At 62.2% G+C, this 27,000-nt stretch carries 22 protein-coding genes and 2 pseudogenes; 16 read left to right on the forward strand and 8 right to left on the reverse strand.

Going from position 1 to position 27,000, the window contains the following annotated elements:
- Positions 1–35 precede the first annotated feature (35 nt).
- Entirely contained in the window at positions 36–1,778 is a 1,743-nt protein-coding gene (locus tag JG739_RS07415; RefSeq protein ID WP_202365902.1) for a hypothetical protein, read from the reverse strand.
- A 299-nt stretch (positions 1,779–2,077) separates the two neighbouring features.
- Positions 2,078–2,393: pseudogene (locus tag JG739_RS35235) on the reverse strand (LacI family transcriptional regulator); the annotation flags it as partial.
- Between JG739_RS35235 and JG739_RS36335 the strand changes: the two are divergent.
- Positions 2,380–2,469 (forward strand): annotated as a pseudogene (locus JG739_RS36335) (hypothetical protein); the annotation flags it as partial. The pseudogenes JG739_RS35235 and JG739_RS36335 overlap by 14 nt on opposite strands.
- On the opposite strand, the gene JG739_RS07430 reads toward JG739_RS36335, so the two are convergent.
- The 3 genes from JG739_RS07430 to JG739_RS07440 all read right to left on the reverse strand — a co-directional run bounded on the left by JG739_RS07430 (position 2,462) and on the right by JG739_RS07440 (position 6,089).
- Positions 2,462–3,133, reverse strand: coding sequence for a response regulator transcription factor (locus JG739_RS07430; protein ID WP_202367370.1), 672 nt, complete (start codon positions 3,131–3,133; stop codon positions 2,462–2,464). The pseudogene JG739_RS36335 and the gene JG739_RS07430 sit on opposite strands and share 8 nt — an antisense overlap.
- 86 nt (positions 3,134–3,219) lie before the next feature.
- The gene (locus JG739_RS07435; RefSeq protein WP_202365905.1) at positions 3,220–3,594 is read right to left on the reverse strand and encodes a response regulator transcription factor; all 375 of its coding nucleotides are present in this window, start codon (positions 3,592–3,594) and stop codon (positions 3,220–3,222) included.
- A complete protein-coding gene (locus JG739_RS07440; RefSeq protein ID WP_202365906.1) occupies positions 3,591–6,089 on the reverse strand; it encodes a PAS domain-containing sensor histidine kinase in 2,499 nt (832 codons plus the stop codon). Before JG739_RS07440 ends, JG739_RS07435 begins: the two co-directional genes overlap by 4 nt.
- Before the next feature lie 66 nt (positions 6,090–6,155).
- Between JG739_RS07440 and JG739_RS07445 the strand changes: the two genes are divergently transcribed.
- The 6 genes from JG739_RS07445 (at position 6,156) to JG739_RS07470 (ending at position 11,903) form a co-directional block, all read left to right on the forward strand.
- Positions 6,156–7,430 (forward strand): epoxide hydrolase family protein, encoded by a 1,275-nt coding sequence (locus tag JG739_RS07445; protein WP_202365907.1) that lies wholly within the window; start codon positions 6,156–6,158, stop codon positions 7,428–7,430.
- A 33-nt stretch (positions 7,431–7,463) separates the two neighbouring features.
- The gene (locus tag JG739_RS07450) at positions 7,464–7,874 is read left to right on the forward strand and encodes a cupin domain-containing protein (protein WP_202365908.1); all 411 of its coding nucleotides are present in this window, start codon (positions 7,464–7,466) and stop codon (positions 7,872–7,874) included.
- Positions 7,875–7,941: 67 nt separating this feature from the next.
- On the forward strand, positions 7,942–8,592 hold the full coding sequence (locus JG739_RS07455; RefSeq protein WP_202365909.1) for a VOC family protein: 651 nt from the start codon (positions 7,942–7,944) through the stop codon (positions 8,590–8,592).
- 133 nt (positions 8,593–8,725) lie between these two features.
- Positions 8,726–9,532 carry an SDR family NAD(P)-dependent oxidoreductase gene (locus JG739_RS07460; RefSeq protein WP_202365910.1) on the forward strand — a complete coding sequence of 269 codons (807 nt, stop codon included), beginning with the start codon at positions 8,726–8,728 and terminating at the stop codon, positions 9,530–9,532.
- Between the two features lie 173 nt (positions 9,533–9,705).
- Complete coding sequence (locus JG739_RS07465; protein ID WP_202365911.1) at positions 9,706–10,758, forward strand: alpha/beta fold hydrolase; 1,053 nt, start codon at positions 9,706–9,708, stop codon at positions 10,756–10,758.
- Between the two features lie 110 nt (positions 10,759–10,868).
- A complete protein-coding gene (locus tag JG739_RS07470; protein WP_202365912.1) occupies positions 10,869–11,903 on the forward strand; it encodes an adenylate/guanylate cyclase domain-containing protein in 1,035 nt (344 codons plus the stop codon).
- Positions 11,904–12,140: 237 nt separating this feature from the next.
- Here the strand turns inward: JG739_RS07470 and JG739_RS07475 are convergent, their stop codons facing one another.
- Positions 12,141–13,178, reverse strand: coding sequence for a LacI family transcriptional regulator (locus JG739_RS07475; protein WP_202365913.1), 1,038 nt, complete (start codon positions 13,176–13,178; stop codon positions 12,141–12,143).
- Positions 13,179–13,570: 392 nt separating this feature from the next.
- On the opposite strand from JG739_RS07475, the gene JG739_RS07480 reads away from it, so the two are divergent.
- The 8 genes from JG739_RS07480 (at position 13,571) to JG739_RS07515 (ending at position 21,731) form a co-directional block, all read left to right on the forward strand.
- Positions 13,571–14,806, forward strand: a complete 1,236-nt coding sequence (locus tag JG739_RS07480; protein ID WP_202365914.1) for an ABC transporter substrate-binding protein — start codon at positions 13,571–13,573, stop codon at positions 14,804–14,806.
- Between the two features lie 126 nt (positions 14,807–14,932).
- Positions 14,933–15,826 (forward strand): carbohydrate ABC transporter permease, encoded by an 894-nt coding sequence (locus tag JG739_RS07485; protein WP_202365915.1) that lies wholly within the window; start codon positions 14,933–14,935, stop codon positions 15,824–15,826.
- A complete protein-coding gene (locus JG739_RS07490; RefSeq protein WP_202365916.1) occupies positions 15,819–16,754 on the forward strand; it encodes a carbohydrate ABC transporter permease in 936 nt (311 codons plus the stop codon). The genes JG739_RS07485 and JG739_RS07490 overlap by 8 nt, the downstream gene beginning before the upstream one ends.
- A gap of 2 nt (positions 16,755–16,756) precedes the next feature.
- Positions 16,757–17,854 (forward strand): ABC transporter ATP-binding protein, encoded by a 1,098-nt coding sequence (locus tag JG739_RS07495; protein WP_202367371.1) that lies wholly within the window; start codon positions 16,757–16,759, stop codon positions 17,852–17,854.
- A gap of 58 nt (positions 17,855–17,912) precedes the next feature.
- Positions 17,913–18,659 (forward strand): sugar phosphate isomerase/epimerase family protein, encoded by a 747-nt coding sequence (locus tag JG739_RS07500; protein ID WP_202365917.1) that lies wholly within the window; start codon positions 17,913–17,915, stop codon positions 18,657–18,659.
- A 12-nt stretch (positions 18,660–18,671) separates the two neighbouring features.
- Complete coding sequence (locus tag JG739_RS07505) at positions 18,672–19,832, forward strand: Gfo/Idh/MocA family protein (RefSeq protein WP_202365918.1); 1,161 nt, start codon at positions 18,672–18,674, stop codon at positions 19,830–19,832.
- A 131-nt stretch (positions 19,833–19,963) separates the two neighbouring features.
- The gene (mgrA, locus tag JG739_RS07510) at positions 19,964–21,010 is read left to right on the forward strand and encodes an L-glyceraldehyde 3-phosphate reductase (protein ID WP_202365919.1); all 1,047 of its coding nucleotides are present in this window, start codon (positions 19,964–19,966) and stop codon (positions 21,008–21,010) included.
- Between the two features lie 316 nt (positions 21,011–21,326).
- Complete coding sequence (locus tag JG739_RS07515) at positions 21,327–21,731, forward strand: Fur family transcriptional regulator (protein WP_202365920.1); 405 nt, start codon at positions 21,327–21,329, stop codon at positions 21,729–21,731.
- A gap of 75 nt (positions 21,732–21,806) precedes the next feature.
- Here JG739_RS07515 and JG739_RS07520 read toward each other — a convergent pair whose 3' ends face one another.
- A complete protein-coding gene (locus tag JG739_RS07520; protein ID WP_202365921.1) occupies positions 21,807–22,037 on the reverse strand; it encodes a hypothetical protein in 231 nt (76 codons plus the stop codon).
- Between the two features lie 122 nt (positions 22,038–22,159).
- The gene (polA, locus tag JG739_RS07525) at positions 22,160–25,126 is read right to left on the reverse strand and encodes a DNA polymerase I (RefSeq protein WP_202365922.1); all 2,967 of its coding nucleotides are present in this window, start codon (positions 25,124–25,126) and stop codon (positions 22,160–22,162) included.
- Between the two features lie 404 nt (positions 25,127–25,530).
- Here polA and JG739_RS07530 point away from each other — a divergent pair, with 404 nt between their 5' ends.
- Positions 25,531–26,916 (forward strand): M20/M25/M40 family metallo-hydrolase, encoded by a 1,386-nt coding sequence (locus JG739_RS07530; protein ID WP_202365923.1) that lies wholly within the window; start codon positions 25,531–25,533, stop codon positions 26,914–26,916.
- The last annotated feature ends 84 nt before the right edge of the window (positions 26,917–27,000 follow it).

Genomic DNA, 27,000 nt, shown 5'->3' on the forward strand with positions numbered 1-27,000 from the left:
TCTGTCCCCGAAGATTCTTCTTCCCGTTTCGGCGATCAATCCCGGCGCGAATCGTAAGGCTTGGCGGCCCGTTGAGCGACGCGCTCGCGGTACCTCGCCTCGGTTCCACTTTGGTTTTCCGGCTTGGCAAGCGTTTCGACAGGCTTCCCGAGGACGACCAGCAGCGTGTCCCATTCTTCCTGGCCGAGCGTCTTGTAGCGGTACTCCAGACCCGGCGACGCCAGGAGCTGCTCGATCTCAGGCCGCGCGAAAGAGGCCGCAGGGCCAATGCGGCGAAAGCCGCTTCGCACGGCATCGGTAGCCGCGGTCAGGTCGCTGAAGCCATACTTGCCCGGATCGTAGACGGAGTACTCGCGCAGCAGCCGCAACAGGTCGGGCACGGCATCGACGCCGCGGTCGCCCTGGCGCTTGATCAGGCCGGTGGCAAAGCGGCTGACCGCCGGATCGGCGAGAATTGCGCGCTCTTCCGGCAGAGGATCGGCGTATGCACCTACAGGGAGACCGGCCAGGGCATTGACCCAGTGGCGCGCCTCCTTCTTGTCGGTGGCCGCTAGGTAGCGGCGGGCGGCGAGCCGCCGCAGATCGGCGGAGTCGCCATCGACCTGTTTGATGATCGCCCACAGTCCGTCTGAGGATCGCACCCGCGGGTCCTCCAAGATGCGAACCAGCAGACGCCGGTCGCTCTCGCCGAGCGGCTGGTCGTTCGCGCGGAACGAGTCCATCCACTGATTGGCGAGCGCGAACGCGGGATCGCTCACCGGCTTGCGCGGATCGTCTAGCGCTCTGGCAAGTCCCTCGCGCGTTTTCGTTTTCGCCGCTTCCATATCCACGCCGCGCGAAACGCTGGTGTGGTCGAGTAGCAGCCGGTTGACCGGAACCTCGGCGTACATCCTTCCGTCACCGAGCCGCCGACGCGCCCAGCCAAACCGGAAGTTCTCGATCCCGCCCGAAATCCCGATCAGCAACGGTGCCGCCGGGGCAAAGATCGACACGATCGACTGCCGCAGCAGCACCTGTTCACCGGCGCCGGTGATGGTGAGCGCCTTGCGGTGGGGAGCGGAGGGTTCGAGCGACCAATCCACCCGTCCCGATCCGGGCTTGGCATCGGGCACGGCAGGGCCATCCTCGATCGCGATGGTGAAGTCGGTTTCGGGGGCGTCGTCGCTTTGCAGCAGCGCCTTGCCCTCTGACATCATCAGGTTCCATTCGGCTTCCAGCGCGCGCTGATGGGAGAGCGGATCGGAGGCATCGTAGCGCCGCTCTTCCAGTAGGCCATGCCCGATGACGGTGCTTCGTTTGCCGGGCGTCGAGTCCGGCACGATGCGATAGGTATTGGAATGACCGCGAGGGGTCTGGACGCGGACCGAAGTGACGCCCGGGGTCTTGAGCAAGGCCGCGCACAATGCATCGCAACGGCCCTCGAAGGGGCGGGCGAGGAGAATGTCGCCCTTGAGCGCAATCGGTGCGCTCGCCTGAATGTCCGGCTCCTCCAGGCTGGCCAGCATGCCCCTCGCCCAGGTGAGGCCTGGCTGGGGGATGGTCCAAAACAGTGCCAGCGTCGCGGCGCCCGACATGACGTTCAGAGGAACGCCTGAAAGGAAACTTCCGAGCAGCGAGCGGAACAGCGCGAAGGCGACGCCATACATGAAGGCCGTTGGCATCGACGCGAGGATGAGCCCCGGAATAATCAGGAAACTGCCGATGATGACCAGCCATGGCATTGTCAGCGCCACGAACGCGCCGACGCCAGTGATGATCAAGTAAGTCTTCAACCACATGCGCGGAACCTTATCGCGCAGGATTCAAAAAATGATAAAGCTACTGTTCTCGGGTCGGTGCCGTCTTTCGGCATCCGCCCTCGTTGACGAATCTCGTTACGCTCAACGCGAGCGCGACGATCGACCCATAACCTCTACCTCAGCGCGCGCGCTCCTCCCGCGCAGCGGGTCGTTCATCGGCCCCAAAGGTTGCCAGTCAGCAGCGCGCATTTTGCGGCCAAGCGGAATCACAGTGGCGCCGCAGAAATGCGGGTATGACAAATTGATGGAGCGGGAGTTCAATTTGAACATATCCCGCTCTAGTCGGAGCCGCGATAGGCCAGAACCCCGGTCGGCTTGCTCGGGCTCTGCAGGGAGCCAGGTGCTGCGCCGCCGATCCAGCCCAGCACGGAGCGGGCGAGCTCGGCGTCGGCGAGCCGGAAGTTCTCGTTGACGACCAGCAATTCCCTGCGGAACAGATGCAGCAAGTCGAACGACTGCTTGGACACCACGTCGACATCCCGGCCGAGCTTGAGGCCGGCGTCCTCGATGCCGGCGACAATGGCCAGTGTCGCGGCAGCGGCACCTGCTGACGAAACCGTCCGGCCTGACGTCGCGGCGCATCAGCTGCGCGTCGAAGGAGTTCAGCTGGAACCTGCCGATGCCGACCATCGCCAAGATCTGGCGGGCCGGCTGCATCCTATTTAGCCGTCGCGCCAGGATGTGACACCTCGGCTTTGCAACGAACTGAGATGCGGTGACTGCCCGAGATTCAGCTTTGCAGCCATGTTGACCAGTTCGGGAAGGGAACCGGCCTTCATCTTTCGCATAACCTGGCCGCGATGGGCTTTTACTGTGATCTCGCTGATGCCGAGCTCGAAGCCAACCTGCTTGTTCAACAGTCCCGTCACGACCAGCGCCATCACCTCCGCTTCGCGGTGACTGAGTGATGAATAGCGCTCACGGAGCACTTGCTTGTCCAACTCGTTCGCACGTGCAGCCCGGCTACGTTCAAGCGCGTGCTCGACGGCCGTCAAGAGTACGTCGTCCCCAAACGGCTTGGTCAGGAATTCTACGGCTCCAGCCTTCATCGCTTTGACTGTCATCGGCACGTCGCCGTAGCCAGTGACGAAGATAATCGGCATGTCGGTTCGCTCGACGGAGACAAGTTGTTGCAAGTCGAGCCCGCTGAGATCGGGAAGGTTGACGTCAAGAATCAGACAATTCGGAACCAGGGCTCGGGGCCGAGACAGAAATTCCTGCGCCGACGAGCAGGGCTCCGGATGGAAGCCCGCTGAACGGATCAGCAATTCCAGCGATTCACGCACAGAAATGTCGTCGTCAACGACGAATACGACAGGCGTTTCGTGTGACATCATGCCGGCCTTGCCCTTGCTCGGTGCAGTTGCCAAATCCGTGTGTGCGGGAAGTATCCCTTGCGGATCGGCATAGCAAGTCGCGTTCAATCATCAGCGAAGGCCAGGTTGAGCGCTTTCTGCAGGGCTGTGTCGCTAAACGGCTTGAATAGGCATTCTACCGCACCCTTTTTTAGAAGGTCCGGCCGCGCGGTCTCATAACTCTGCGCCGTAATGTAGATGATGGGGATAGGCTGGCCCCGGCGCGCCAACTCTAGTTCGAGTTCAGGCCCCGTCATGCCGGGCATGCTGATGTCAAGCACCAGGCACTCGGTCTCGTTGATGATGCCTGACCCCAGAAACTCCTCCGCCGAAGAGAACGCTTCGGCGCGGAAGCCGAACTCGCTCAACAGGTCGGGCAGAGACTCGCGCACGGACTCATCGTCATCGACGATCGACACGAGTGGGCGGCGAACGTTCATGAAAAACCTCGTTGTATTGAGGCGCTGCCGCTGGTCGGTGCCGATATGGCGCCAGGCGGATGGGCAGGTGGTGACTCTGCGCGGAGATATTCGTGGATTGAAAACGAGAAGGTCGATCCAGGACCGACATTCGCCTCCGCCCAAAGCCGCCCGCCATGGCTTTCGACGATGGAACGACTGACGGACAGGCCCATTCCCATGCCCTCGGCTTTCGTCGTGTAGAAAGCATCGAAGAGCCGCTCCGCACCCTGAGCATCGAACCCGATTCCGGTATCCCGCACAAAAAGGTGCACCTTTCCGTCCTCCCCAAGCCGAGTGCCAAGCACGACAAGTCTTGGTCGATCGTCGACGGCGACCATCGCGTCGGATGCGTTGCGCAACAGGTTCATGATGACCTGTTGCAGTTGGACCCGATCGCCGCCGACGAGCGGGAGTCCGTCTGCAAGCTGGGTCTGAAGGAGCACCTTGTTTCGCTGAAGGTCTCCCGAAAGCAATGCGACCACCTCTGCCGCCGCGTTGTTGAGATCGACCGGTTCAACAATCGTGGCCTTTTTGGCGAACAGAGCGCGAAGCCGGGCGATCACATCAGCCGCGCGGTTGCCATCCCTGATTGTGCGCCGCGCAGTTTCCCGCGCGCCGTCAACATTAGGCGGGTCGGCCGCCAGCATGCGAAGGCAGGTGCCGGCGTTGGTGACAATGCCCGAGAGCGGTTGGTTCACTTCGTGTGCAATCGACGCGGTCAACACGCCCAAGCTCATAGCCCGCGTAGCTTGTGCAAGTTCGGATCGGACTTTCTCCAGCGCCTCTTCGGAGCTCCGCCGTTGCGTGATGTCAAGAACCGCGCCAACATACTCGATGTGGCCGGAATCGTTGCGTGCGCGGTGGGCGATCAGGTGCAGGTGCTTGACCGACAGGTCGGGCAAGACAATCCGGTGCTGGTATTCAAAGTCGCCATCACCGCGCTGCGCCCGTTCAACCATGTCCCCCATCAGAGGCAGGTCTTCGGGATGAACTCGGCTGGCTATTCGTTCGAGCGTTACGAGCGTACCCGGCTCGAATTCGAAGATGCGGTAAAGAGGCTCGGACCAGGTGATCTTGCCCGTTGCGACTTGCCAGGACAAATTCCCCATGCGGGCCAGGTACTGACCCTCCGACAGGAATGCTTCGCTGCGCTTGAGCGCGTCTTCGGCACGCTTTCGCCCGTGGATGTCGGTATGCGTGCCGTACCATTTGACGATGTTTCCGGCTTCGTCGCGCAGGGGATTGGCCCGAAACAGGAACCACCGATACTTGCCGTCGAAGCGGCGGAGGCGTGCTTCCGTTTCGCCCGACTTGCCTGACGCCAATATAGCCTCCCATGTGGCGGCAAGTCGGTCTACGTCGTCGGGATGGACAGCCGCAGTCAAGTCCCAATACTCGGACAACGGACCAGCCGGCTCCCAGTCCTTTGACTGGCCAATGGAGAGGCCCACGTAGTGGAGATAATGCTGGTTGAAGAAATCAGGTGACCCGTCAGGACGAGCCGACCATGCCATCACGGGTATGGTGTTGATGATGAGGCCAAGATCGTGCCTGCTCGCAAGCAGCGCCTCTTCGGCGCGCCTCTGGTCGTCAATGTCTATGCCGACCGAATACCAACGGATGACGCGTCCGTTTTCGTCGCGATGGGGCACACGGCGAGATGTGTGCCAGCGATATTGTCCATCGGCGCGCCTGACCCGCACGTCAATGGTAAGCGGCTCGCCGCTTTCCAGTGCAACTTTCCACGCCGCATCGTTCCGTTCTACATCATCCGGATAGAAATGCGGAAATGTCTTCCCAGATGGACCTGTCGCGTCCTCAAGTGTGAGGCCCATGTAGTCTTGCCACGTCCGGTTCACGAAAGTGCGCGTTCCGTCCGGACTGTATGTTGCAACGAATACGGGGATCGTATCGATCGTCTGCCGAATATCTCGTTCTGCGGCGGTTAGCCTCGCCTCGTCCTGCCGAAGCGTTTCTTCGGCGCGCTTCCTTTGATCGATGTCGGTGTTGATCGCATACCACTCGACGATACGACCGACATCGTCACGCATCGGACTGCAGTGGATCACGAACCATCGGTATTGCCCGTCGACGCGCCGCATGCGCGCTTCCATTTCGCCGGGTTCCCCGCAAGCCAGCATCGATCGCCAACTCTCGATCAGGTTCGGCAAGTCTTGCGGGTCGGTCGCAGCCTGCCACCCGGAGCGGCGGACCTGATCAAGATCGAGCCCCGTATATTCTGACCAGCGTCGATTGACGAAGTCGACGTGCCCGTCCGGTTTCGCGGTCCATACCATCGCCGGAAGTGCATCCAAAACGCGGGTCTGTTCGATCTCCATTGCGGTCCTTTCGCGGATATCGCGTGCGCGTGACAATGCGCCGGCGTGATCGCGGCGTCCATTGTGCCTTGGTGTCGGTTCGATGATGAGGCATCGCCGGGCCAATACAAAGGTATCGCCGATACCATCGTGCAATAGCTTTGCCTCGCCTGACAGTCGATCTGTGTGCCGTCCAAAGCATCAGCAAACAGGGAGAATGTCATGTCGGCACGATCACTTACTCGACGGCATCTACTTGCAGCGACAGCGGCAGCCGGGGCCATCGCGCTTCTTCCGGGAGCAGCGTTGGCAACGGGCGGCGGCAACTCGATCCGCCCGTTCACCGTCAACATCCCGCAGGAAGAGATTGACGAGCTTCGCCGGCGCATAATGGCGACACGCTGGCCGGACCAGGAGACCGTCGCCGATCGGTCGCAGGGCATTCAGCTCGCAAGATTGCAGGAGATCGTCCGTTACTGGGGAACCGAGCACGACTGGCGCAAGGCTGAGGCAAAGCTGAATGCCCTGCCGCAGTTCATGACCGAGATCGACGGGCTCGACATCCACTTCCTTCACGTTCGATCGAAGCAACCCAACGCCCTGCCGCTAATCATGACGCATGGTTGGCCCGGCTCCGTCTTCGAACTGATCCAGACGGTCGGCCCGCTCACGGACCCCACGCAGCATGGCGGCAGGCCTGAGGATGCCTTCGACCTGGTGCTGCCCTCGATGCCCGGCTACGGGTTCTCCGGCAAGCCGCGCGGCGTGGGCTGGAATCCAGACCGCATCGCAAGTGCCTGGGCCGAACTGATGCAGCGCCTGGGCTACGACCACTACGTTGCCCAGGGCGGCGACTGGGGCGCGCCCGTTTCAAGCGCGTTGGCACGCCAGGCGCCAAAGGGATTGCTTGGCATCCACATCAACTTGCCGGCAACGATACCGGCGGACGCGGCCGCAGTGCTTGCCGCCGGCGGGCCGGCGCCAGCCAGCCTCACCGAGAAGGAAGGTGTGGCGTTCGGTTCGCTCGAAAACTTCTACAAGAAATATCGGGCCTACGCGGCAATGATGGGCACGCGGCCACAGGCAATTGGCTACGCATTGACGGATTCGCCGGCCGGGCTCGCCGGCTGGATGTACGACTACAACAACGGCGAACCCGAGCGCCTGCTCAGCAGGGACGAGATGCTGGATAACGTCACGCTGTACTGGCTGACGAACAGCGCGACTTCGGCGGCGCGGCTCTACTGGGAGACGATGGGCCAGAGCGTGCTTCTCGCAGCGGCGCAGAAAACCTCCGATATCTCGCTCCCGGTCGCCATCTCGGTATTCCCCGAAGAGGTCTATCGAGCGCCCGAGACCTGGGCCCGGCGCGCCTATCCCAACCTGATCTACTTCAACGAAGTGAACAAGGGCGGACACTTCGCCGCCTGGGAGGAGCCGGAGCTCTTCTCGGCCGAACTGCGCGCCGCCTTCAGGTCTCTGCGGCCGGCACACTAATCCTCAAACCGCGAACGCCAAAGGAAAATAGCCATGAAAACGTTTCGAATGATCGCGGCGGCGACGCTTTTTGCCGGTGCTGTTCTCACGCCGCTGCTGGCGCAAACCGAAGAGGCACAATTGCTCGGTGTAGGGCGCACCGACTTGCTGCGGGCGGACCTCGGCATCCCCGGACGTGAAGTCATTCAGGTGCTTGTCGAATTCGCCCCGGGCGTGACGGCGCCTTGGCACGCGCATCCTGGCGAAGAGATCGCCTATGTCGTCGAGGGCCAGCTGGAGTACACGCTCCAGGGTAAGCCGCCGCTGACACTCAGCGCCGGCGATACGCTCTTTATCCCACAGGGAACAAGCCACACGGCCAAGAACGTGGGCAGCGGCAAAGCGCTCGAGCTCGCTACCTACATCGTCGAAAAAGGAAAGCCGCTCGTCGCGCTGGATGAATAACGCCTGGCAAGTAACGCCCAGCGAAGCATGCGCACGTCAACACAACCAAGGGAAATAGGAGACCATCATGAACCACGCTGTTATTGCAAGAGATGTCGCGTCCTCCACGCGAGCGACAGACATGAAGCTCGAGGTCGTCGTTATCCCAATCTCGAATGTCGAGCGCTCCAAGCGCTTCTATGGCGACCTGGGCTGGCGACTCGACGCCGACTTTGCCGTCGGGGACGACTTTCACGCCGTTCAGTTCACGCCCCCGGGTTCGCCGAGCTCGATTCACTTCGGCAAGGGGATCACGTCGGCCACGCCGGGATCGGCTCGAGGACTGTATCTGGTCGTGTCGGACATCGTCGAAGCGCGCGAAGAGCTCATCGCTCACGGTGCCGAAGTGAGCGAGATTTTCCACCGCGCCGGGCCTGGAAAGCCGGCCATCACAGGTCTGGATCCGGAACGCCGCAGTTACTTCACCTACGCCACGTTCAGTGATCCGGACGGCAATGAGTGGCTGCTGCAGGAAGTCACTACCCGGTTTCCCGGCCGGATCGACACCAACACGACAAGTTACGCTTCTGAGGCCGATCTTGCCTCTGCGATGCGGCGGGCAGCTGAGGCCCATGGCGAGCACGAGAAGCGCAACGGCGGCCAACGCGATGAGAATTGGCCGGACTGGTACGCCAAGTACATGGTGGCGGAACAGGCCGGCAAGCCGCTGCCGCTCTAAGCAGCAACCCAAAATCGGGTGAGCGGGACGGGTCGCCGTCCCGCCGCCCAGCTCAACCGGCGATCCAAGCCTGGTTTGCCGCTGATGTTTTCACGCGCGCTGTTGCCGGCGCAATCGTATGGGAGAACGATCAATGACGCATTCCAAAATGGGCATCGCGATGGTGACCGGCGCCTCCGCCGGGATTGGAGCGATCTACGCCGACCGGCTCGCGCGCCGCGGCTATGACCTCATTCTCGTGGCGCGCAGCCAGGAGAGGCTGGACGAAGTGGCCAGGCGCATCGCCGGCTCAACGAATCGCAACGTCAGCGCCGTTGCGGCTGACCTCAACGACAAGGCGGATCTGGGCCGGATCGAGACCTTGCTCGGCGCCGATCCCGCCATCACGATGCTGGTCAATAACGCTGGCATCGGCGCCGTCGCGCCGCTCTTGGAATCCGACATCGACAAGATGCAAGCGATGATCGGGCTCAACATCACGGCGTTGACCCGCTTGACTTATGCAGCGGCTCCGGCCTTTGTGGCGCGAGGCGGCGGCACAATCATCAACATCTCGTCAGCGGTCGCCATCGCGCCGGAAATCCTCAACGGCGTCTATGGCGCGACGAAAGCCTTTGTGCTCGCTTTCAGCCTGTCGCTCCACAAGGAGCTTGCGGACAAGAAGCTGCGCATCCAGGCGGTTCTGCCCGGCGCCATCGCCACCAATTTCTGGGACGTATCAGGAGGTTCACTCGACGATCTGCCGAGCAAGGCGATCATGCAGTCCGATGACCTCGTCGACGCGGCCCTTGCCGGCCTCGACCAGGGCGAGTTGGTGACTATTCCCTCGCTTCCCGACGTCGCCGACTGGCACGCCTATGAGGCGGCGCGGCAGAAACTCATCCCAAATCTTTCGCTCAACACCTCGCCAGCGCGGTACGGCATCGCCGTGGCCGCGTAACCAAGCGAAAACTCAATGGGTCAGCCTGAGTAAAGCGCCAGAGGACCTCCATGACGCCGAGCGGGTCGCAAACCAAGCATTCGCACCTATCACGGTCGACGTGTCCGATGTGACAGTCGACCGAAGATAATCTTCCACCAGGCACCATGCCTTATCAACGGGTACAAACCACTATGACCGAACAGATCGACCTCCATCGGCGGCACCTTTTGGGCGTGGCCGTCACCACCGTCGCGGCCGCTCAGTTTGCCATGACGGGCTCGGCATATGCGCAGTCCAGCATTACAAAACCGGACGCCAACACAATCGAACCAGAAGCGAACACGTCGTTCGGTCCGTTGAAGCAGGTTAAAGCTGGCGTACTCGACATTGGATATGCCGAAGTCGGTCCTAGCAAAGGGTCGGTCGTCATCCTCCTGCATGGATGGCCGTACGATATCCACACCTATGTCGACGTTGCGGCTATCTTGGCGTCGAGGGGCTTTCGCGTCATCGTCCCCTATCTGCGCGGCTACGGCTCGACGCAGTTTCTCTCCAGCGAAACACCGCGAAATGGCCAGCAGGCGGTGGTCGCCGTCGATGTCATCGCGCTGATGGATGCACTGCAGATCGATAAGGCGATTGTCGGCGGTTGCGACTGGGGCGCACGCACGGCCAACATCATTGCGGCACTGTGGCCGGAACGCTGCAAGGCCTTGGTTTCGGTCAGCGGCTACCTGATCGGCAGCCAGGAGGCCAACAAGATGCCTCTGCCGCCAAAGGCCGAGCTGCAGTGGTGGTACCAGTACTACTTCGCCACCGAACGCGGCCAGGCCGGCTACGAAAAGTACCGGTGGGATTTTGCCAAGCTGATCTGGCAGATTGCCTCGCCGCAGTGGAATTTCGACGATGCCACGTTCGAGCGCAGCGCCAGGGCCTTCGACAATCCGGATCATGTGGCGGTCGTCATCCACAATTACCGCTGGCGGCTCGGCCTCGCAGAAGGCGAACCCCAATATGACGTTCTGGAGCAGCGGCTTGCAAAGGCGCCGGTGATCGGCGTGCCGACGATCACCCTTGAGGGGGACGCCAACGGCGCGCCGCATCCCGACCCCAGCGCCTACGCGAAGATGTTCTCCGGCAAATACGAGCACCGGCTCATATCCGGCGGCATAGGGCATAATCTTCCGCAAGAAGCCCCGCGGGCATTTGCAGACGCCATACTGGAGGTGGCGAGCCTGGCCTGAGCAAATCGCCATACCGCGATACATGATCGAGGGTGCCAGGGCGAAACTGATGAAATCACAACCGCACCGAGCAACAGGCCGAGACCCGATCTCATCGAGCAGGATACGAAATGAACACTGGCCGGGACCGCTTTCGTCGCCCTTTGCAGTGGCTCCTCGCACCCATTGTGGGGGCAGTAGCGGGCTTGGCCTACGCGCTGATGTTCGACGTCGAGGCCCTGCACTCCGCAGTCAGGGGCGTGTTCATCGGAACTCCTATTCTGTTGTATGAGCGCGGCGTTATCTTGCGCCGATGGCGCGATATCATCCGGCAAGCGGCAACGCCGGTCTTCGTCGTGGCTACGATCGCAACCTACGGTTTGATGATCTTGATCGGCAACGCCGCCGCCGGCACAGCGCTTCACCATCTCATCGGCTATATGAGCACCGCGCGGGAAGCCATGGTGATGTCGGAGTCCGGTCTTCTGTATTCACTCGGTGTCTCCACGCTCGTCGCATTCGTGTTCCGACTGCGTGACCTTATCGGGCCGAGCCTGTTCACCAGCCTGCTTCTTGGGCGCTATCATCGGCCCATCGAGGAGAAGCGCATCTTTCTGTTTCTCGATGTCAGCGGATCCACGCACTTCGCGGAGCGATACGGCGATCTGGAGACCCAGGCCTATCTCGGACAGATATTCAACGCACTTGCGTCTCCCGTTCGTCGCTCCCAGGGCTCTATTGACGACTATATCGGCGATATGGCGCTGGTCACCTGGCCCATGGATCGCGGCATGCGGGACGCCGCGTGTCTTCGTTGCGTCTTCGACTTCGCGGCGGCCATAAGGGATCAGGCGGCGGCGTGGCAAGCGCGTTTCGGGCAAGTGCCGGAGTTTCGCGCCGTCCTGCATTGCGGGTCGGTGGTAACGGCTGAGATTGGCCTTGAGCGACACAAGATCGCGTATTTCGGCGATGTCGTGAACACCACTGGACGTCTGGAGTCGCTATCCAAGGCTCTCGGTCAACCTATTCTGGTCTCCGCAGATCTTCTCGCCGGTATCCGTGTTCTACCTCCACATGTCGTCACGGAGAACCTCGGATTTCATGTGATTAGAGGCCGAGATGAACCGCTTCAGATCTCAGCCGTAAGGCTAGCATCGGGAAGCTGATTGGAGTGGCGCCATCATCTCCGTGCATCCACCTATCTTCGATGCCCATTTTACGGCAGTCGCCGTCACTCCTGTTCGCTTTTGAAGGTCCAGGTTTCGCAGCTGCCGGTTCGTTTTCGGCCCCAAGGCTGCCAGTCAGCAGCGCGCATTTTGCAGCCAAGTGGAATCACTTGGCGCCGCAGAAATGCGGCTAAGACAAATAGATGGAGCGGGAGTTCGATTTGAACATATCCCGCTCTAGTCGGAGCCGCGATAGGCCAGAACCCCGGTCGGCTTGTTCAGGCTCTGCAGGGAGCCAGGTGCTGCGCCGCCGATCCAGCCCAGCACCGAGCGGGCGAGCTCGGCGCCGGCCAGCCGGAAGTTCTCGTTGACGACCAGCAATTCCCTGCGGAACAGGTGCAGCAGGTCGGACGACTGCTTGGACACCACGTCGACGTCCCGGCCGAGCTTGAGGCCGGCGTCCTCGATGCCGGCGACGATGGCCAGTGTCGCGGCAGCGGCACTGCTGACGAAACCGTCCGGCCTGACGTCGCGGCGCATCAGCTGCGCGGTCCTCATCCTGATCTGCTCGATCGAATGATCGACCGAAACGGTGTTGAACGGGATCTCGCTGGCGCCGACCTCGCTGAGCGCATCGGTGAAGCCGTCCAGCGTATGACCGTGGTAGGTCAGCTCGACTGGAGGCGCCAGCAGAGCCAGCCGGCGGCGGCCGATGCCGGCCAGGTGGCGCACAGAATCGGCCGCGAAAGCATAGTTGTCGAAATCATGATAGGGGTGGATCAGCCCCGTGCGGCCATGCGTGGCAAAGGGAATGCCTCGCTCCAGCATGTAACGGGCCCTGGGGTCATTCGGCTGGGTGCGCGAAATGATGACGCCGTCGGCGGAGCCGGTTTCCATGAGATAACGTATCGGGTCCAGGGGGTCCTGGGTGCGTGAATAGGGCGTGACGATCAGGTGGTAGGGCGTGTCGGCGATGACTTCCGAAACGCCGTAGATGATGTCAGAGACAAAGCTCATGATCTCGCGCTCGGTGTTGAGCACCAGGCTGATGACATTGGTCTTGCCGGTCCGCAGGCGCACACCGGCACGGTTGGGGCGATAACCGATCTGCCTGGCGACGAGCTGGACGCGCCGCCTTGTTTCGGCGCCGATCTCGGGCGCGTCCTTCAGCGCCCGCGACACGGTGGTGACGCCCAGCCCGGTCATGAAGGCAAGCGTCTTCAATGTCGGCCGGCCCGACGCCTCGTCGTCTTTTTCCGTCTGATCTCTGTCCATTCATCCCGCCCGTCAGGCGCATAGCAGTTGCCGTGCAGGTCGGCAATCGGCGGGTCGCGGCTCGGCCCGCCGAATGAACACCCTATATACTGAAACGTTACAGATTGTCACTTGCCATCGCGCAGCGGCCGGTAAAAGCTAACTTGGATGAGCGGCGCTCCGTTCGACGCATAGTCGGTGTGCGTCGGCAAGGACCTGCCCGCTGAGCAATGTCTTGCCGTATTTCACGCATTGCAGTGCAGCCTGCCTGCTGCGGTACATTGGGCGGACATTGCGCGGCGAGTTTGTTCGCGCCTCGAAAAAATGCGGAACTGCTCCTGTTGGGGGTTGCGCGCCTCCGACAATTGCCGTATCGAAAATCTGTAACGTTTCAGATTCTGGGAGGAGCCGAAATGCGATACCAATTGATGACCGCTGCGTTGGCGGTGACCGCGCTGCCATTCGCCGGCCCGGCGGCAGCGACAGATCTGGAAGTGACCCATTGGTGGACTTCGGGTGGCGAGGCGGCGGCGGTCGCCGAATTCGCCAAGGCGTTCGACGCGACCGGCAATCATTGGGTCGACGGCGCCATTGCCGGCTCCGGCGGCACGGCGCGGCCGATCATGATCAGCCGCATCACTGGCGGCGACCCTATGGGCGCCACCCAGTTCAACCACGGAAGGCAAGCGGAAGAACTGGTGCAGGCCGGTCTGATGCGCGATTTGACCGAGCTGGCGACCAGGGACAAGTGGGCGGAAATCGTACAGCCGAAGAGCCTGCTCGACGGCTGTACCCTCGACGGCAAGATCTATTGCGTGCCGGTCAACATCCACTCCTGGCAGTGGCTGTGGCTGTCGAACGCGGCCTTCGAAAAGGCCGGTGTGCCGGTGCCGAAGAATTGGAATGAATATGTCGCGGCCGCTCCGGCGCTGGAGAAGGCAGGCATCATACCGCTGGCGGTCGGCGGGCAGCCCTGGCAATCCTCGGGCGCCTTCGACGTGCTGCTTACGGCGGTCGGCGGCACGGACGCCTTCTTGAAGGTCTATCGCGATAAGGATGCCGAATTCGCCGCCGGGCCCGAGGTCGCCAAGGTATTCAAGGCCGCGGACGATGCCCGCAAGATGGCGAAGAACACCAATGTGCAGGACTGGAACCAGGCCACCAATCTGGTCATCTCCGGCAAGGCTGGCGGCCAGATCATGGGCGACTGGGCGCAGGGCGAGTTCCAGGTTGCCGGGCAGACCGCCGGCAAGGACTATACCTGCCTTCCCGGCCTTGGCCTGAACGAGGTCATCGCCACCGGCGGCGACGCCTTCTACTTCCCGCTGCTGCAGGACGCTGAAAAGTCCAAGGCGCAGGAGGCGCTGGCCGAAACGCTGCTCGATCCCAAGACGCAGGTCGCCTTCAACCTCAAGAAGGGCTCGCTGCCGGTGCGCGGCGATATCGACCTCAAGGCGGCGAACGATTGCATGAAGAAAGGGCTCGACATCCTGGCCAAGGGCAGTGTCATGCCCTGGACGGACCAACTGCTGTCGCAGGACACCCAAAAGCAGAAGGAGGACCTTTTCTCCGAGTTCTTCGCCAAGCCGGACATGACCGTGGAAGATGCGCAAAAGCGCTTCGCCGACATCGTCGCCTCAGCGGACTGACGATCGACGAACCGCGCGCTCCCGGCCCGCCGCGGGGCCGGGAGCTCCGGGTCAAGGCCCTGACCCATCGGCCTTGACCCTTGGCCCTGACCCTTTGGCCTTACCCGATCCAGCCCGGCTGTGCAGATGAGCAAGTGCGAACGCCCCAACCAACTCTTCCGCAACCTTAACGCCAAGGTCGCCTCTATTCCGATGGTCCTCACCGCACTGGTGATCTTCGTCGGCGGCAGCGCGTGGACGGTGCTCTATTCCTTCACCAATTCAAAACTGCTGCCGCGGCTGAATTTCGTCGGGCTCGACCAGTATTATCGACTGTGGTCGACGCCGCGTTGGCTGGTCTCGATCGAGAACCTGCTGGTCTACGGTGTGCTGTCGCTGGTGTTCTCTCTGGTCATCGGCTTCCTGCTGGCGGCGCTGCTCGACCAGAAGATCCGCTTCGAGGATACGTTCCGCACCATCTTCCTCTACCCCTTCGCGCTGTCCTTCATCGTCACCGGTCTTGTCTGGCAGTGGCTGCTCAACCCGGAGTTCGGAATCCAGGGGGTAGTGCGCGACCTCGGCTGGGAAAGCTTCAGCTTCGATCCGCTCTACAATTCCGACATCGTCATCTACGGCATCCTGATCGCTGCGCTGTGGCAAGGCACCGGGCTGATCATGTGCCTGATGCTGGCGGGCCTGCGCGGCATCGACGAGGATATCTGGAAGGCCGCTCGGGTGGATGGGATACCCACCCTGAAAACCTATCTGTTCATCATCATCCCGATGATGCGACCGGTCTTCATCACCTCGCTGGTCATCATCGCCGCCGGCATCGTCAAGGTTTATGACCTGGTCGTCGCCCAGACCAGCGGCGGTCCCGGCATCGCCTCCGAAGTGCCGGCCAAATATGTCTATGACTACATGTTCTTCGCCCAGAACCTCGGCCAGGGTTTTGCTGCCTCGACCATGATGCTGCTGTCGGTGGTGGTCGTCATCGTTCCCTGGGCCTATCTCGAATTCGGAGGCAAGAAGCGTGGCTGACCTTGCCGTTCCCCTGCCTGCCGCTACGGGCTCTATCGGGCTTGAGGCATCCGGGCCGCGAGGGCCGAAGCCGCGGCATGTGTTCTCGCGCCGCAACATCTTCCTCTATGGCACGCTCATCGTGGTGGCGCTGTATTATCTGCTGCCGCTCTATGTGATGGTGGTGACATCGCTGAAGGGCATGCCGGAGATACGCCTCGGCAACATCTTCTCGCCGCCGCTCGAGATCACCTTCGAGCCTTGGGTAAAGGCCTGGTCCAGCGCCTGCACCGGCCTCAACTGCGACGGGCTCTCGCGCGGCTTCTGGAACTCGGTGCGCATCACCGTCCCGTCGGTCGTCCTGTCGATCGCCATTGCATCGGTGAACGGCTACGCGCTAGCCAACTGGCGCTTCAAGGGCGCCGATACGTTCTTCGTCATCCTGATCGTCGGCGCCTTCATCCCCTATCAGGTGATGATCTATCCGATCGTCATCATCCTGCGCGAGATCGGCCTCTACGGCAGCCTGAGCGGCCTGGTGATCGTCCATTCCATTTTCGGCATGCCGATCCTGACATTGTTGTTCCGCAACTATTTCTCTTCCATGCCGGAGGAACTGTTCCGGGCGGCTCGCGTCGACGGCGCCGGCTTCTGGGGCATCTATTTCCGCATCATGCTGCCGATGTCGCTGCCGATCTTCGTCGTCGCCATCATCCTGCAGGTGACCGGCATCTGGAACGACTTCCTGTTCGGCGTCGTCTACACCCGCCCCGACACCTATCCGATGACGGTGCAGCTCAACAATATCGTCAATTCGGTGCAAGGCGTGAAGGAATACAACGTCAACATGGCCGCCACCATCCTGACCGGCCTGGTACCGCTCGTCGTCTACTTCGTTTCCGGCAAGCTTTTCGTGCGTGGCATCGCCGCCGGCGCGGTGAAAGGATGATGATGACAAGACTCGAAAATCCCAGCGTTTCGATCCAGGATCTGTCGCTGAATTTCGGCGCGATTTCGGTGCTGGAAACGCTTAACATCGATGTCGCCGAGGGCGAGTTCATCGTGCTGCTGGGGCCGTCCGGTTGCGGCAAGTCGACCTTGCTCAACTGCATCGCCGGCCTGCTCGACGTTTCGGACGGCCGCATCTTCATCAAGGGCAAGAACGTCACCTGGGAGGAGCCCAAGGACCGTGGCATCGGCATGGTGTTCCAGTCCTATGCGCTCTACCCGCAGATGACGGTGGAGAAGAACCTGTCCTTCGGGCTGCGCGTCGCCGGCATCCCCAGGGACGAGATCGCCAGGCGCATCGCGCGGGCCGCCGAGATCCTGCAGATCGAGCCATTGCTGCAACGCAAGCCGTCGGCGCTTTCGGGCGGCCAGCGCCAGCGTGTGGCGATCGGGCGGGCGCTGGTGCGCGACGTCGACGTCTTCCTGTTCGACGAGCCGCTTTCCAATCTCGACGCCAAGCTGCGCGCCGAATTGCGCGTCGAGATAAAACTGCTGCACAGCAAGCTGCAGAACACCATGATCTATGTCACCCACGACCAGATCGAGGCGATGACGCTGGCCGACCGCATCGCGGTGATGAAGGGCGGCGTCATCCAGCAGCTCGACGCACCGCAGACCATCTACAATCGCCCGGTCAACCGTTTCGTCGCCGGCTTCCTCGGCTCGCCGGCGATGAATTTCCTCGACGGCCGGCTGGAGAAAAACGATGGCAACTGGCACTTCGTCGCCGAGGAAGTCCGGATCCCGCTTGCCACCTACGCTTTCGAAAGGGAGCCGGTGCCGGGAGCGGCGGTGTTCGGTATCCGGCCCGAGCATGTCGCCTTCAACAGCGGCTCCGGATGGCCGTTCACAGCCACGGCAAATGTCGTGGTCGTCGAACCCATGGGTTCCGACACGCTGGTCTGGCTGAAGCTCGCAAATCAGAATTTCACCGTGCGGGTGACATCCGAGCGCACGCCAAACACCGCCGACACGGTGAGCATTGGTTTTGACCCGATGCGCGCTTCGCTGTTCGACGCTGCAACCGGCAACCGCCTGTAACACCCCCCGAAATTTTCACCCTCCAAACACATCCATCCCCAGGGAACGGACAGAGACGATGAATTGGTCATTCCAACTTTACAGCGCGCGCAACTTCCAGCCTTGGGCAGGGGTGCTCAAGATGCTGGGCGAACTCGGCTACACGCAAGTCGAAGGGTTCGGCGGCGTCTATGACGACCCCAAGGCGTTTCGTGCCGAACTCGACAAGAACGGGCTGGCCATGCCGACCGGCCATTTCTCGATCGATGCGCTCGAGAATGATTTCGACGGCGTGCGCAAAATCGCCGACGCGCTCGGCATCACGCTGCTCATCTGCCCCTATCTGGTCGCCGAGAGCAGGCCGACCGACACGGCCGGCTGGCGCGGCTTCGGCGAACGCCTGGCCAAGGTCGGCGAGACGGCTGAAAAGGCCGGCTACGGCTTTGCCTGGCACAACCATGATTTCGAGTTCAAGAAGCTTGCCGACGGCTCGGTGCCGCAGGACCATATCCTGGCGGCAGCGCCCGACATCGGCTGGGAGATGGACGTCGCCTGGGTGGTGCGCGGCGGCGACGATCCGCTGTCCTGGATCGAGAAGCATGGCAAACGCATCGCCGCCGTCCATGTCAAGGACATCGCCAAGCCCGGCGAGGGCGTCGATGAGGACGGCTGGTCGGATGTCGGCCACGGCACGATCGACTGGGCCGGTCTGATCCAGGCGCTGCGCGCCGAGAGCGCCGGCAAATACTACGTCGTGGAACACGACAACCCCAACGATATCGAGCGCTTCGCCCGCCGCTCGATCGCCGCCGCCAAGACCTATTAGGAGCAGACCAGCATGGCAAAAAAACTTGGGGTCGGCGTCATCGGCTGCGGCAACATCTCGAAGGCGTATTTTTCACTGGCGCCGCTGTTTCGCGGCATCGAGATGCGCGCCTGCGCGGATATCGACATGGATGCAGCCAAGGCGCGGGCGAAGGAGTTCAAGCTGCGCGCCGAGACAGTCGAAGGACTGCTCAAGGCCGGCGACATCGACATCATCGTCAACCTCACCGTTCCGGCGGTGCACTATGAGGTGTCGAAACAGATCCTCGATGCTGGCAAGCATGTCTATTCGGAAAAGCCATTCGTGCTGTCGGTCAAGGAAGGGCTCGACCTGAAGAAGCTGGCGGAGAGGGATGGGCTGCGCATCGGCTCGGCGCCCGACACTTTCCTCGGTGGCGCGCACCAGCTTGTCCGCAACCTGATCGACACAGGCAAGCTCGGCAAGATCACCAGCGGCACATGCCACGTGATGAACCATGGGATGGAGCATTGGCACCCCAATCCGGACTTCTTCTTCCAGCCTGGCGCTGGTCCGGTGCTCGACATCGGACCCTATTACATCACCAACCTGATCCAGCTGATCGGGCCGGTGAAGCAGGTGGCGGCGTTCGCTTCCATCCCCTCGACAGAGCGTACCATCAGCTCGAAGCCACGCGCGGGCGAAAAAGTCCTGGTCGCCACGCCGACGACGATCCACGGCGTGATGGAGTTCGAGAACGGCGCCGTGGTGACGCTCAATACCAGCTGGGACGTGTGGAGCCACGGCCATGCGCCGATGGAACTCTACGGCGAGTTGGGCACGGTGGTTTTGCCGGATCCGAATTTCTTCGGCGGCGACGTTCGCTTCACCAACGGCGCCAAGCCGGTCAAGAAGCTGCCAAAGTGGAAGCATCCGTTCGGCGTGGCCAACCAGATGCATTCGCACGGCATGATGGCCAACTACCGCACCGCCGGTCTCGCCGACATGGCGCTGGCGATCGCCGAAGGCCGGCCGCATCGCTGCTCGATGGAACTGGCGCTGCATGCCGTCGATGTGATGACCGGCATGCTGCGGTCGGGCGCCAGCGGAAAGTTCGTTACCATGCAGACCACCTGCGAACGGCCTGCGGCACTGGGCGTCAAGGATGCGGAAGGGCTGTTGGCGAAGAAGAAAGGACCTTCGAAGAAGAAATAGGTGCGGGCTTCAGTGACACGTCGAACCCTCTCCCCATGGATACGGGGAGAGGCTAAGGGTGAGAGGCAGAGCCGACTCACCCTTTTCGCGGTGGCAGCTGCCTGGCTCGCTTTTGATTTGAGGATCTCCCCATGCCCTATGTGCCCGCCGAAAACCGCTACGAGAACATGGTCTACAATCGCTGCGGGCGATCCGGCCTGAAATTGCCGGCGATCTCGCTCGGACTCTGGCACAATTTCGGTGACGACACGCCGCACCGGACCAAGCAGGCGATCACGCGCAAGGCGTTCGATCTCGGCATCACGCATTTCGATCTCGCCAACAATTACGGCCCGCCGCCCGGTTCGGCGGAGACGGCTTTTGGCGAGATCCTGCGGACGGATTTTTCGGCCTATCGCGACGAGCTGATCATCTCGACCAAGGCCGGCTACGAAATGTGGGCCGGGCCCTATGGCGAATGGGGCGGGCGCAAATATGTGCTGGCCAGCCTCGACCAGAGCCTGAAGCGGATGGGGCTCGATTATGTCGACATCTTCTATTCGCACCGCTTCGATCCCGATACTCCGCTGGAAGAAACGATGGGCGCGCTCGACCACGCGGTGCGCTCGGGCAAGGCGCTTTACGCCGGCATCTCCTCCTACAATTCGCAGCGCACGCGCGAGGCCGCCGACATATTGAAGCAGCTCGGCACGCCTTGCGTCATCCATCAGCCGAGCTATTCGATGCTCAACCGCTGGGTCGAGGACGATGGTCTGCTCGACACGCTGGAGGGGCTCGGCGTCGGCTCGATCGTGTTCACGCCGCTGGCGCAAGGCATGCTGACCGACAAATATCTCGGCGGCATCCCTGACGGCAGCCGCGCCAGCCAGGGCAAGTCGCTGCGGCCGGCTTTCATCAACGACAAGACCATCGCCAACATCAAGGCGCTGAACGCGATTGCCGGCCGCCGCGGCCAGACGCTGGCGCAGATGGCGCTGGCCTGGGTGCTGCGCAAGGGCAGGGTGACCTCGGCGCTGATCGGCGCCAGCCGGCCGGAACAGGTCGAGGATTGCGTCGGCGCGCTGAAGGCGCTCGAGTTCAGCGATGCCGAGCTCGCCGAAATCGACACCTACGCACGCGAGGCCGACATCAATCTGTGGGCCGCCTCCGCCGAGCGCAACGGTCCGCCCCGCAAGTGACTTAGGGCAGTCACTTCAGGTTGGCGCTGCCCCTCATTGCCCTGCCGGGCACTTCTCCCCGTATAGGGACGGGGAGAAGGACGCCTCGACAAAGGATTTCGCCAATATCCGGCGTTGCAGAAAGGGTGCCAAGGTTGCGGCCAAGCCCTTTCTCCCCGTCATTATACGGGGAGAAATGCCCGGCAGGGCAATGAGGGGCAGCGCAGGCATTGAAACAGTAGCAAAAAGACCCGTTCGTCGCTATCTGGAGAGAATTAAAGCCGCTTGCATGCGGAAATGACGTGCGGGCGGCGCAAGACGGGTTGGAAACAGGATCATGGCGGCAAGGAATGTGCTGACGAAGAACCAGTTGTGCGTGCTCGAGAAACTCGAGGCCGCCAGCGGGCCGCTCAGCGCCTATACATTGCTCGACCAGCTGCGCGATCGGGGTTTTCGCGCCCCGCTGCAGGTCTATCGCGCGCTCGACACGCTGGTGAAGTCCGGCTTCGTGCACCGGCTCGAAAGCCTCAATTCCTTCGTCGCCTGCGCCGAGCCGCACGACCACAGCCATTCGATGACCGCCTTTGCCATCTGCGACACATGCGGGCAGGTGACCGAATTTTCCGACCATGATGTCGGACACCGGCTCGACGAATGGGTACGCTCGACCGGCTTCGCCGCCAAGAAGGCGGTGATCGAGTTCCGCGGCACCTGTGCGAAATGCCTGGCCGAGGCGGCTTAAAGGCCTGTTATGCCGCGACATAACGGTGGATGCCGGAGGGAAGCGCCCCCTCTGTCCTGTCCTCTTTGCCAACGTTCATAGCCTGCGGCGAATGTCGGCAGCGCGAACCGTATCCTCACCTACGAAAGTGCCGTGATCGGCCTCTGCGAGTCCTGCTGTCACGGCGCGGCGCTCTGTTTCCGACGTGGCATACAGACCCGTTCGGCGCGCCTCGATGACGCGGGCATAGTCGGCAAGCTCCTCCTGGTCTTCGCGAGGCCAAGCTTCCGCGTGCTTTACCAGATTCTCAAGTGTCTTGGTGATCATGCGGGCAAATATAGCACACCGCTGCTTGTCGTGAACCTTGAACCGAAAAATCGCACACAAGCTGAGAGAAGGGAGTGACCAGATACTGCCTTCCTGGACGGGAAGTCGACAGCGGCCCCGAACTAATGCGCCTCTTCCCAATTGTCGGCGGCGCGGGCGTCGACATGCAGCGGCACCGACATCGACACCGCCGGCATCGCGGCGTTCTCCATGACATGACGCACGACCGGAATCGTCGCCTCGACCTCCGCTTCGGCCGTCTCGAAGACCAGTTCGTCATGCACTTGCAGCAGCATGCGGGCGGAAAGCTTCGCCTTTTCCAGCGCTTCGTCCATGCGGATCATGGCGCGGCGGATGATGTCGGCCGCGGTGCCCTGCAGCCGGGCGTTGATCGAGGCGCGCTCGTTGAAGGCACGGACCGACGGGTTTGACGAGCGTATCTCCGGATAGTGGATGCGGCGGCCGAAGATGGTTTCGACATAGCCGTATTCGCGGGCATAGGCCTTGGTCGCGTCGATATAATCGCGGATGCCGGGGAAGCGTTCGAAATATTTCTTGATATAGGCGCCGGCCTCTTCGCGCGGGATCGACAGCTGGTTGGCCAGGCCAAAGGCGGAAATGCCGTAGATGATGCCGAAATTGATCGCCTTGGCGCGGCGGCGTATCTCCGCGGGCATGCCCTCGACCGGCACGTTGAACATCTCCGAGGCGGTGATGGCGTGGATGTCGGCGCCGTCGGCAAACGCCTGCTTGAGCTGCGGGATCTCGGCGACATGGGCGAGCACACGCAGCTCGATCTGGCTGTAGTCGGCGGAAACCAGCTTGTTGCCCTTGTCGGCGATGAAGGCCGTCCGGATCTTTCGCCCCTCGACGGTGCGGACCGGAATGTTCTGCAAATTGGGATCGGAGGACGACAGCCGGCCCGTCGTCGTTGCGGCAAGCGCGTATGAGGTGTGGACGCGCTTGGTATCGGGATGGACGAAACCGGGCAGCGCATCGGTATAGGTCGATTTCAATTTGGTCAGCTGGCGCCAGTCGACGATCTTGCGCGGCAGCTCGTGGCCTTCTGCGGCGAGGTCTTCCAGGAGCTGCGCCGAGGTCGACCATTGGCCGGTCTTGGTCTTGGAGCCGCCGGGCAGGCCCATCCGGCCGAACAGGATGTCGCCGAGCTGCTTTGGCGAGCCGATATTGATGCGCTCGCCGACGAGCTGGTAGATTTCGTCCTCCAGCCGCGCCGCGCCCTGTGCCAGCTCGCCGGAGAGCCGCGACAGGATCTGCCGGTCGACGGAGATGCCGCGCTGCTCCATCCTTGCCAGAACCGGCACCAGCGGCCGTTCCAGCCGCTCGTAGACCGAGACGAGGCCCTTGGCGGCAAGCCGTGGCTTCAGCACCCGCCAGAGCCTGAGCGCCACATCGGCGTGCTCCGCGGCATAGGCCGTTGCCTTGTCGATGTCGACCTGGTCGAAGCCGACGAAGCTCCTTCCAGAGCCGGCCAGTTCCTTGAGGGCAAAAGTCGAGTGGCCGAGCCACTTTTCCGACAGAGCCGCCATGCTGTGGCCGCCGGACGTGCCCGCGTCGAGCACATAGGAAATCAGCATGGTGTCGTCGAAGGGGGCGATATCGATGCCGTGGCGGCTCATCACGACGAGGTCGTATTTCAGCTCCTGAACGATCTTGAGAACCGACCTGTCCTCCAGCAACGGCTTCAGGATGGCAAGCGCCTCACGGATCGGAATCTGGTTTTCGACCACTCCGCCGCCGAGCAGGTCGCCGTTGCCACTTTTGTGGGCGAGCGGCACATAGGCGGCGCGACCGGGCGCAGTGGCTATGGACAGGCCGATCAGCTCGGCCTGCATCGGATCGGCTGAACTGGTTTCGGTGTCGAAGCCGACGATGCCGGTCTCCATCGCCTCGGCCACCCAGGCCTTCAGCACTTCAGGGTCGCGGATGGAGACGTAGGCGCTGGCGTCGATCTTGCTGACAGTGGCGTCCTCCAAGCGGAGCGCCGAGAGAAGCGAAGGGGTGTCGCCTTGCTTGGGTTCCACCTTGACGGTGGCCGGCACCGCTTCGCCGGCTTCGTCTGTCACTGCGCCTGCCGCGCTTGCGGCGGCGGCCGGCACGCCAAACCCCATATCGGGACCATGCGCGGTGTCGGCGCGCTCGATAATGACGGGAACCGGTTTGACGTCAGCCGCTTCTGTTCCGGTCGCTTCCGCCACGCGGCGGGTCAGCGAGGAGAATTCCATCGTCTTGAGGAAGCCGATCAGCCTTGGTCCGTCTGGCGGGTGCAGCACGAAATCATCGAGCCCGCCGTTCACCGGCACGTCGTTCTTCAGCGTCACCAGTTCACGCGAGATGCGCGCCTTGTCGGCATTGGCGATGATCGATTCGCGGCGCTTGTCCTGCTTGATCTCGGTGGCACGGGCGAGCAGCGTATCGAGGTCGCCGAACTGTTCCAGCAATTGCGCCGCGGTCTTCGGCCCGATGCCGGGCACGCCCGGCACATTGTCGACCGAATCGCCGGTCAGCGCCTGCAGGTCGATCATTTTTTCCGGCGGCACGCCCCATTTCTCGATCACCTCGGGAACGCCGATCTGGCGGTCCTTCATCGGGTCGTACATGGCGACCGAAGGGCCGACCAGCTGCATCAGATCCTTGTCGGAGGAGATGATGGTGGTGTCGGCGCCGGCTTCGCAGGCAAGCCGGCAAAAGGTGGCGATCAGGTCGTCGGCCTCGTAGCCCTCCGTCTCGATGCAGGGCAGGTTGAAAGCCCTGGTCGCCTGGCGGATCAGGCCGAACTGCGGGATCAGATCTTCCGGCGGTGCCGAGCGGTTGGCCTTGTATCCGGGGTAGAGGTCGTTGCGGAAGGTTTTCGACGAATAGTCGAAGATGACGGCGAAATGCGTCGGCACGATGCCGACATCGGTGTTGCGGGCGTCCTGGGTCAGCTTCCACACCATGTTGCAGAAGCCGAGGACGGCACTGGTCGGCAGCCCATCGGATTTGCGGGTCAGTGGCGGTAGCGCGTGATAGGCACGGAAGATGTAGCCGGAGCCGTCGACAAGGAACAGATGATCGCCTTTTTTCATGGGACGAAGGGATAGCGCGGCGCGGCGTCGTGGTCCATGCCAAAGGCGGCCTCAACCACCGCTTCCGGCAACATCCCTGACATGTCGATCCGATCACGGCTATGTTACGAAAGTGTAATCTTCGTGCCCTTGAATCGCCACGTTCGGAGACACAGATAAACGCCATCGGCATTTTTCGCCGAGGTCCGGAGCAAGGCCCGTCCCCCGCCTATCCCGGACATTTGCGGCAGCCTATCCCCCCTCTCCGGGCTGCCGCATCGTTTCGAGTAAAGGCCGCCGTGGTTCCCCCTCCACCACGGCGGCATTTTTTTGGATTTTGCTGCCCGTGGTCCAACGACCGCCGGCTTTTCGTTTCCGCTTTGCAGCTTTAGGGTTGCCGCTCAGAATCGAAAGGCCTGACAAAAATGTCCAGAATTTCTCCCGTCCTCGACCGCCTCGACAAAAATCTCGACGAGAGCCTGGAGCGCCTGTTTGGCCTGCTCAGGATCAAGTCGATCTCCACCGATCGATCCTATGCCGCAGACTGCCGCAAGGCGGCGGAATGGCTGGTGGCCGAGCTCAAGCTGATCGGCTTCGACGCCAGCGTGCGAGACACGCCAGGCCATCCGATGGTGGTGGCGCACCATGACGGGCCGGCGGGCGCGCCGCATGTCCTGTTCTATGGCCATTACGACGTGCAGCCGGTCGACCCGATCGAGCTCTGGGACAGCGATCCGTTCGCGCCTTCGGTCAAGCAGATCGAGCCCGGCCGCCAGGTGATCACGGGACGTGGTTCGGCCGACGACAAGGGGCAGCTGATGACTTTTGTCGAGGCTTGCCGCGCCTGGAAGCAGGTGCATGGCGGGCTGCCGTGCCGCATCACAATCCTGTTCGAGGGCGAGGAGGAGTCCGGCTCGCCATCGCTGAAGCCGTTCCTCGAGGCAAATGCGGCCGAACTCAAGGCCGACTTCGCGCTTGTCTGCGACACCGGCATGTGGGACCGCGATACACCGTCCATCTGCGTCGCGCTGCGTGGGCTGGTCGGCGAGGAGGTCACGGTGAAAGCCGCCGACCGCGACCTGCATTCCGGCCTCTATGGCGGTGCTGCCGCCAATCCGATTCGCATCCTGGCCAGGATCCTGGCAGACATCCACGACGAGGACGGCCGCGTCACCATTCCCGGTTTCTATGACGGTGTCGAGGAGACGCCATCGCAGATCCTGAATTCATGGCAGACGCTCGGCGAGACCGCAGAGACATTCCTTGGGCCTGTCGGCCTGTCGATCCCTTCCGGCGAACGCGGCCGCTCGGTGCTCGAACTCACCTGGGCGCGGCCGACTGCCGAGTTCAACGGCATTATAGGTGGCTATACCGGCAAAGGGTTCAAGACGGTGATCGCGGCGGAAGCCTCGGCAAAAGTGTCTTTCCGCCTCGTCCACAAGCAGAATCCGGAAAAGATCCGCGCCGCTTTCCAGACCTTCGTCAGGGAGCGCATCCCGGCCGACTGCTCAGTCGATTTCCACCCGCATGGCGGCTCGCCGGCGATCCAGCTTTCCTACGACTCGCCATTTCTCGCCAAGGCCAAGGACGCGCTGTCCGAGGAGTGGCCGAAGCCGGCGGTGACCACGGGAAGCGGCGGCTCGATCCCGGTGGTCGGCGATTTCCAGACTTATCTCGGCATCGAATCCCTGCTGGTCGGTTTCGGGCTCGACGATGACCGCATCCATTCGCCGAACGAGAAATACGAGATGAGTTCCTTCCACAAGGGCCAGCGCTCGTGGGCGCGCATTCTCGACGCGCTGACACGCTGAGAGGGCGAGGCTGCAACTTTCTGTTGATTTTTCATCGGATCGCGGCGAGGACAGCGACGCGCGCCCAGTCGCGACCGGAGAAGA

Source organism: Mesorhizobium sp. L-2-11 (assembly GCF_016756595.1).
In the GTDB taxonomy this organism is placed as follows: Bacteria; Pseudomonadota; Alphaproteobacteria; order Rhizobiales; family Rhizobiaceae; genus Mesorhizobium.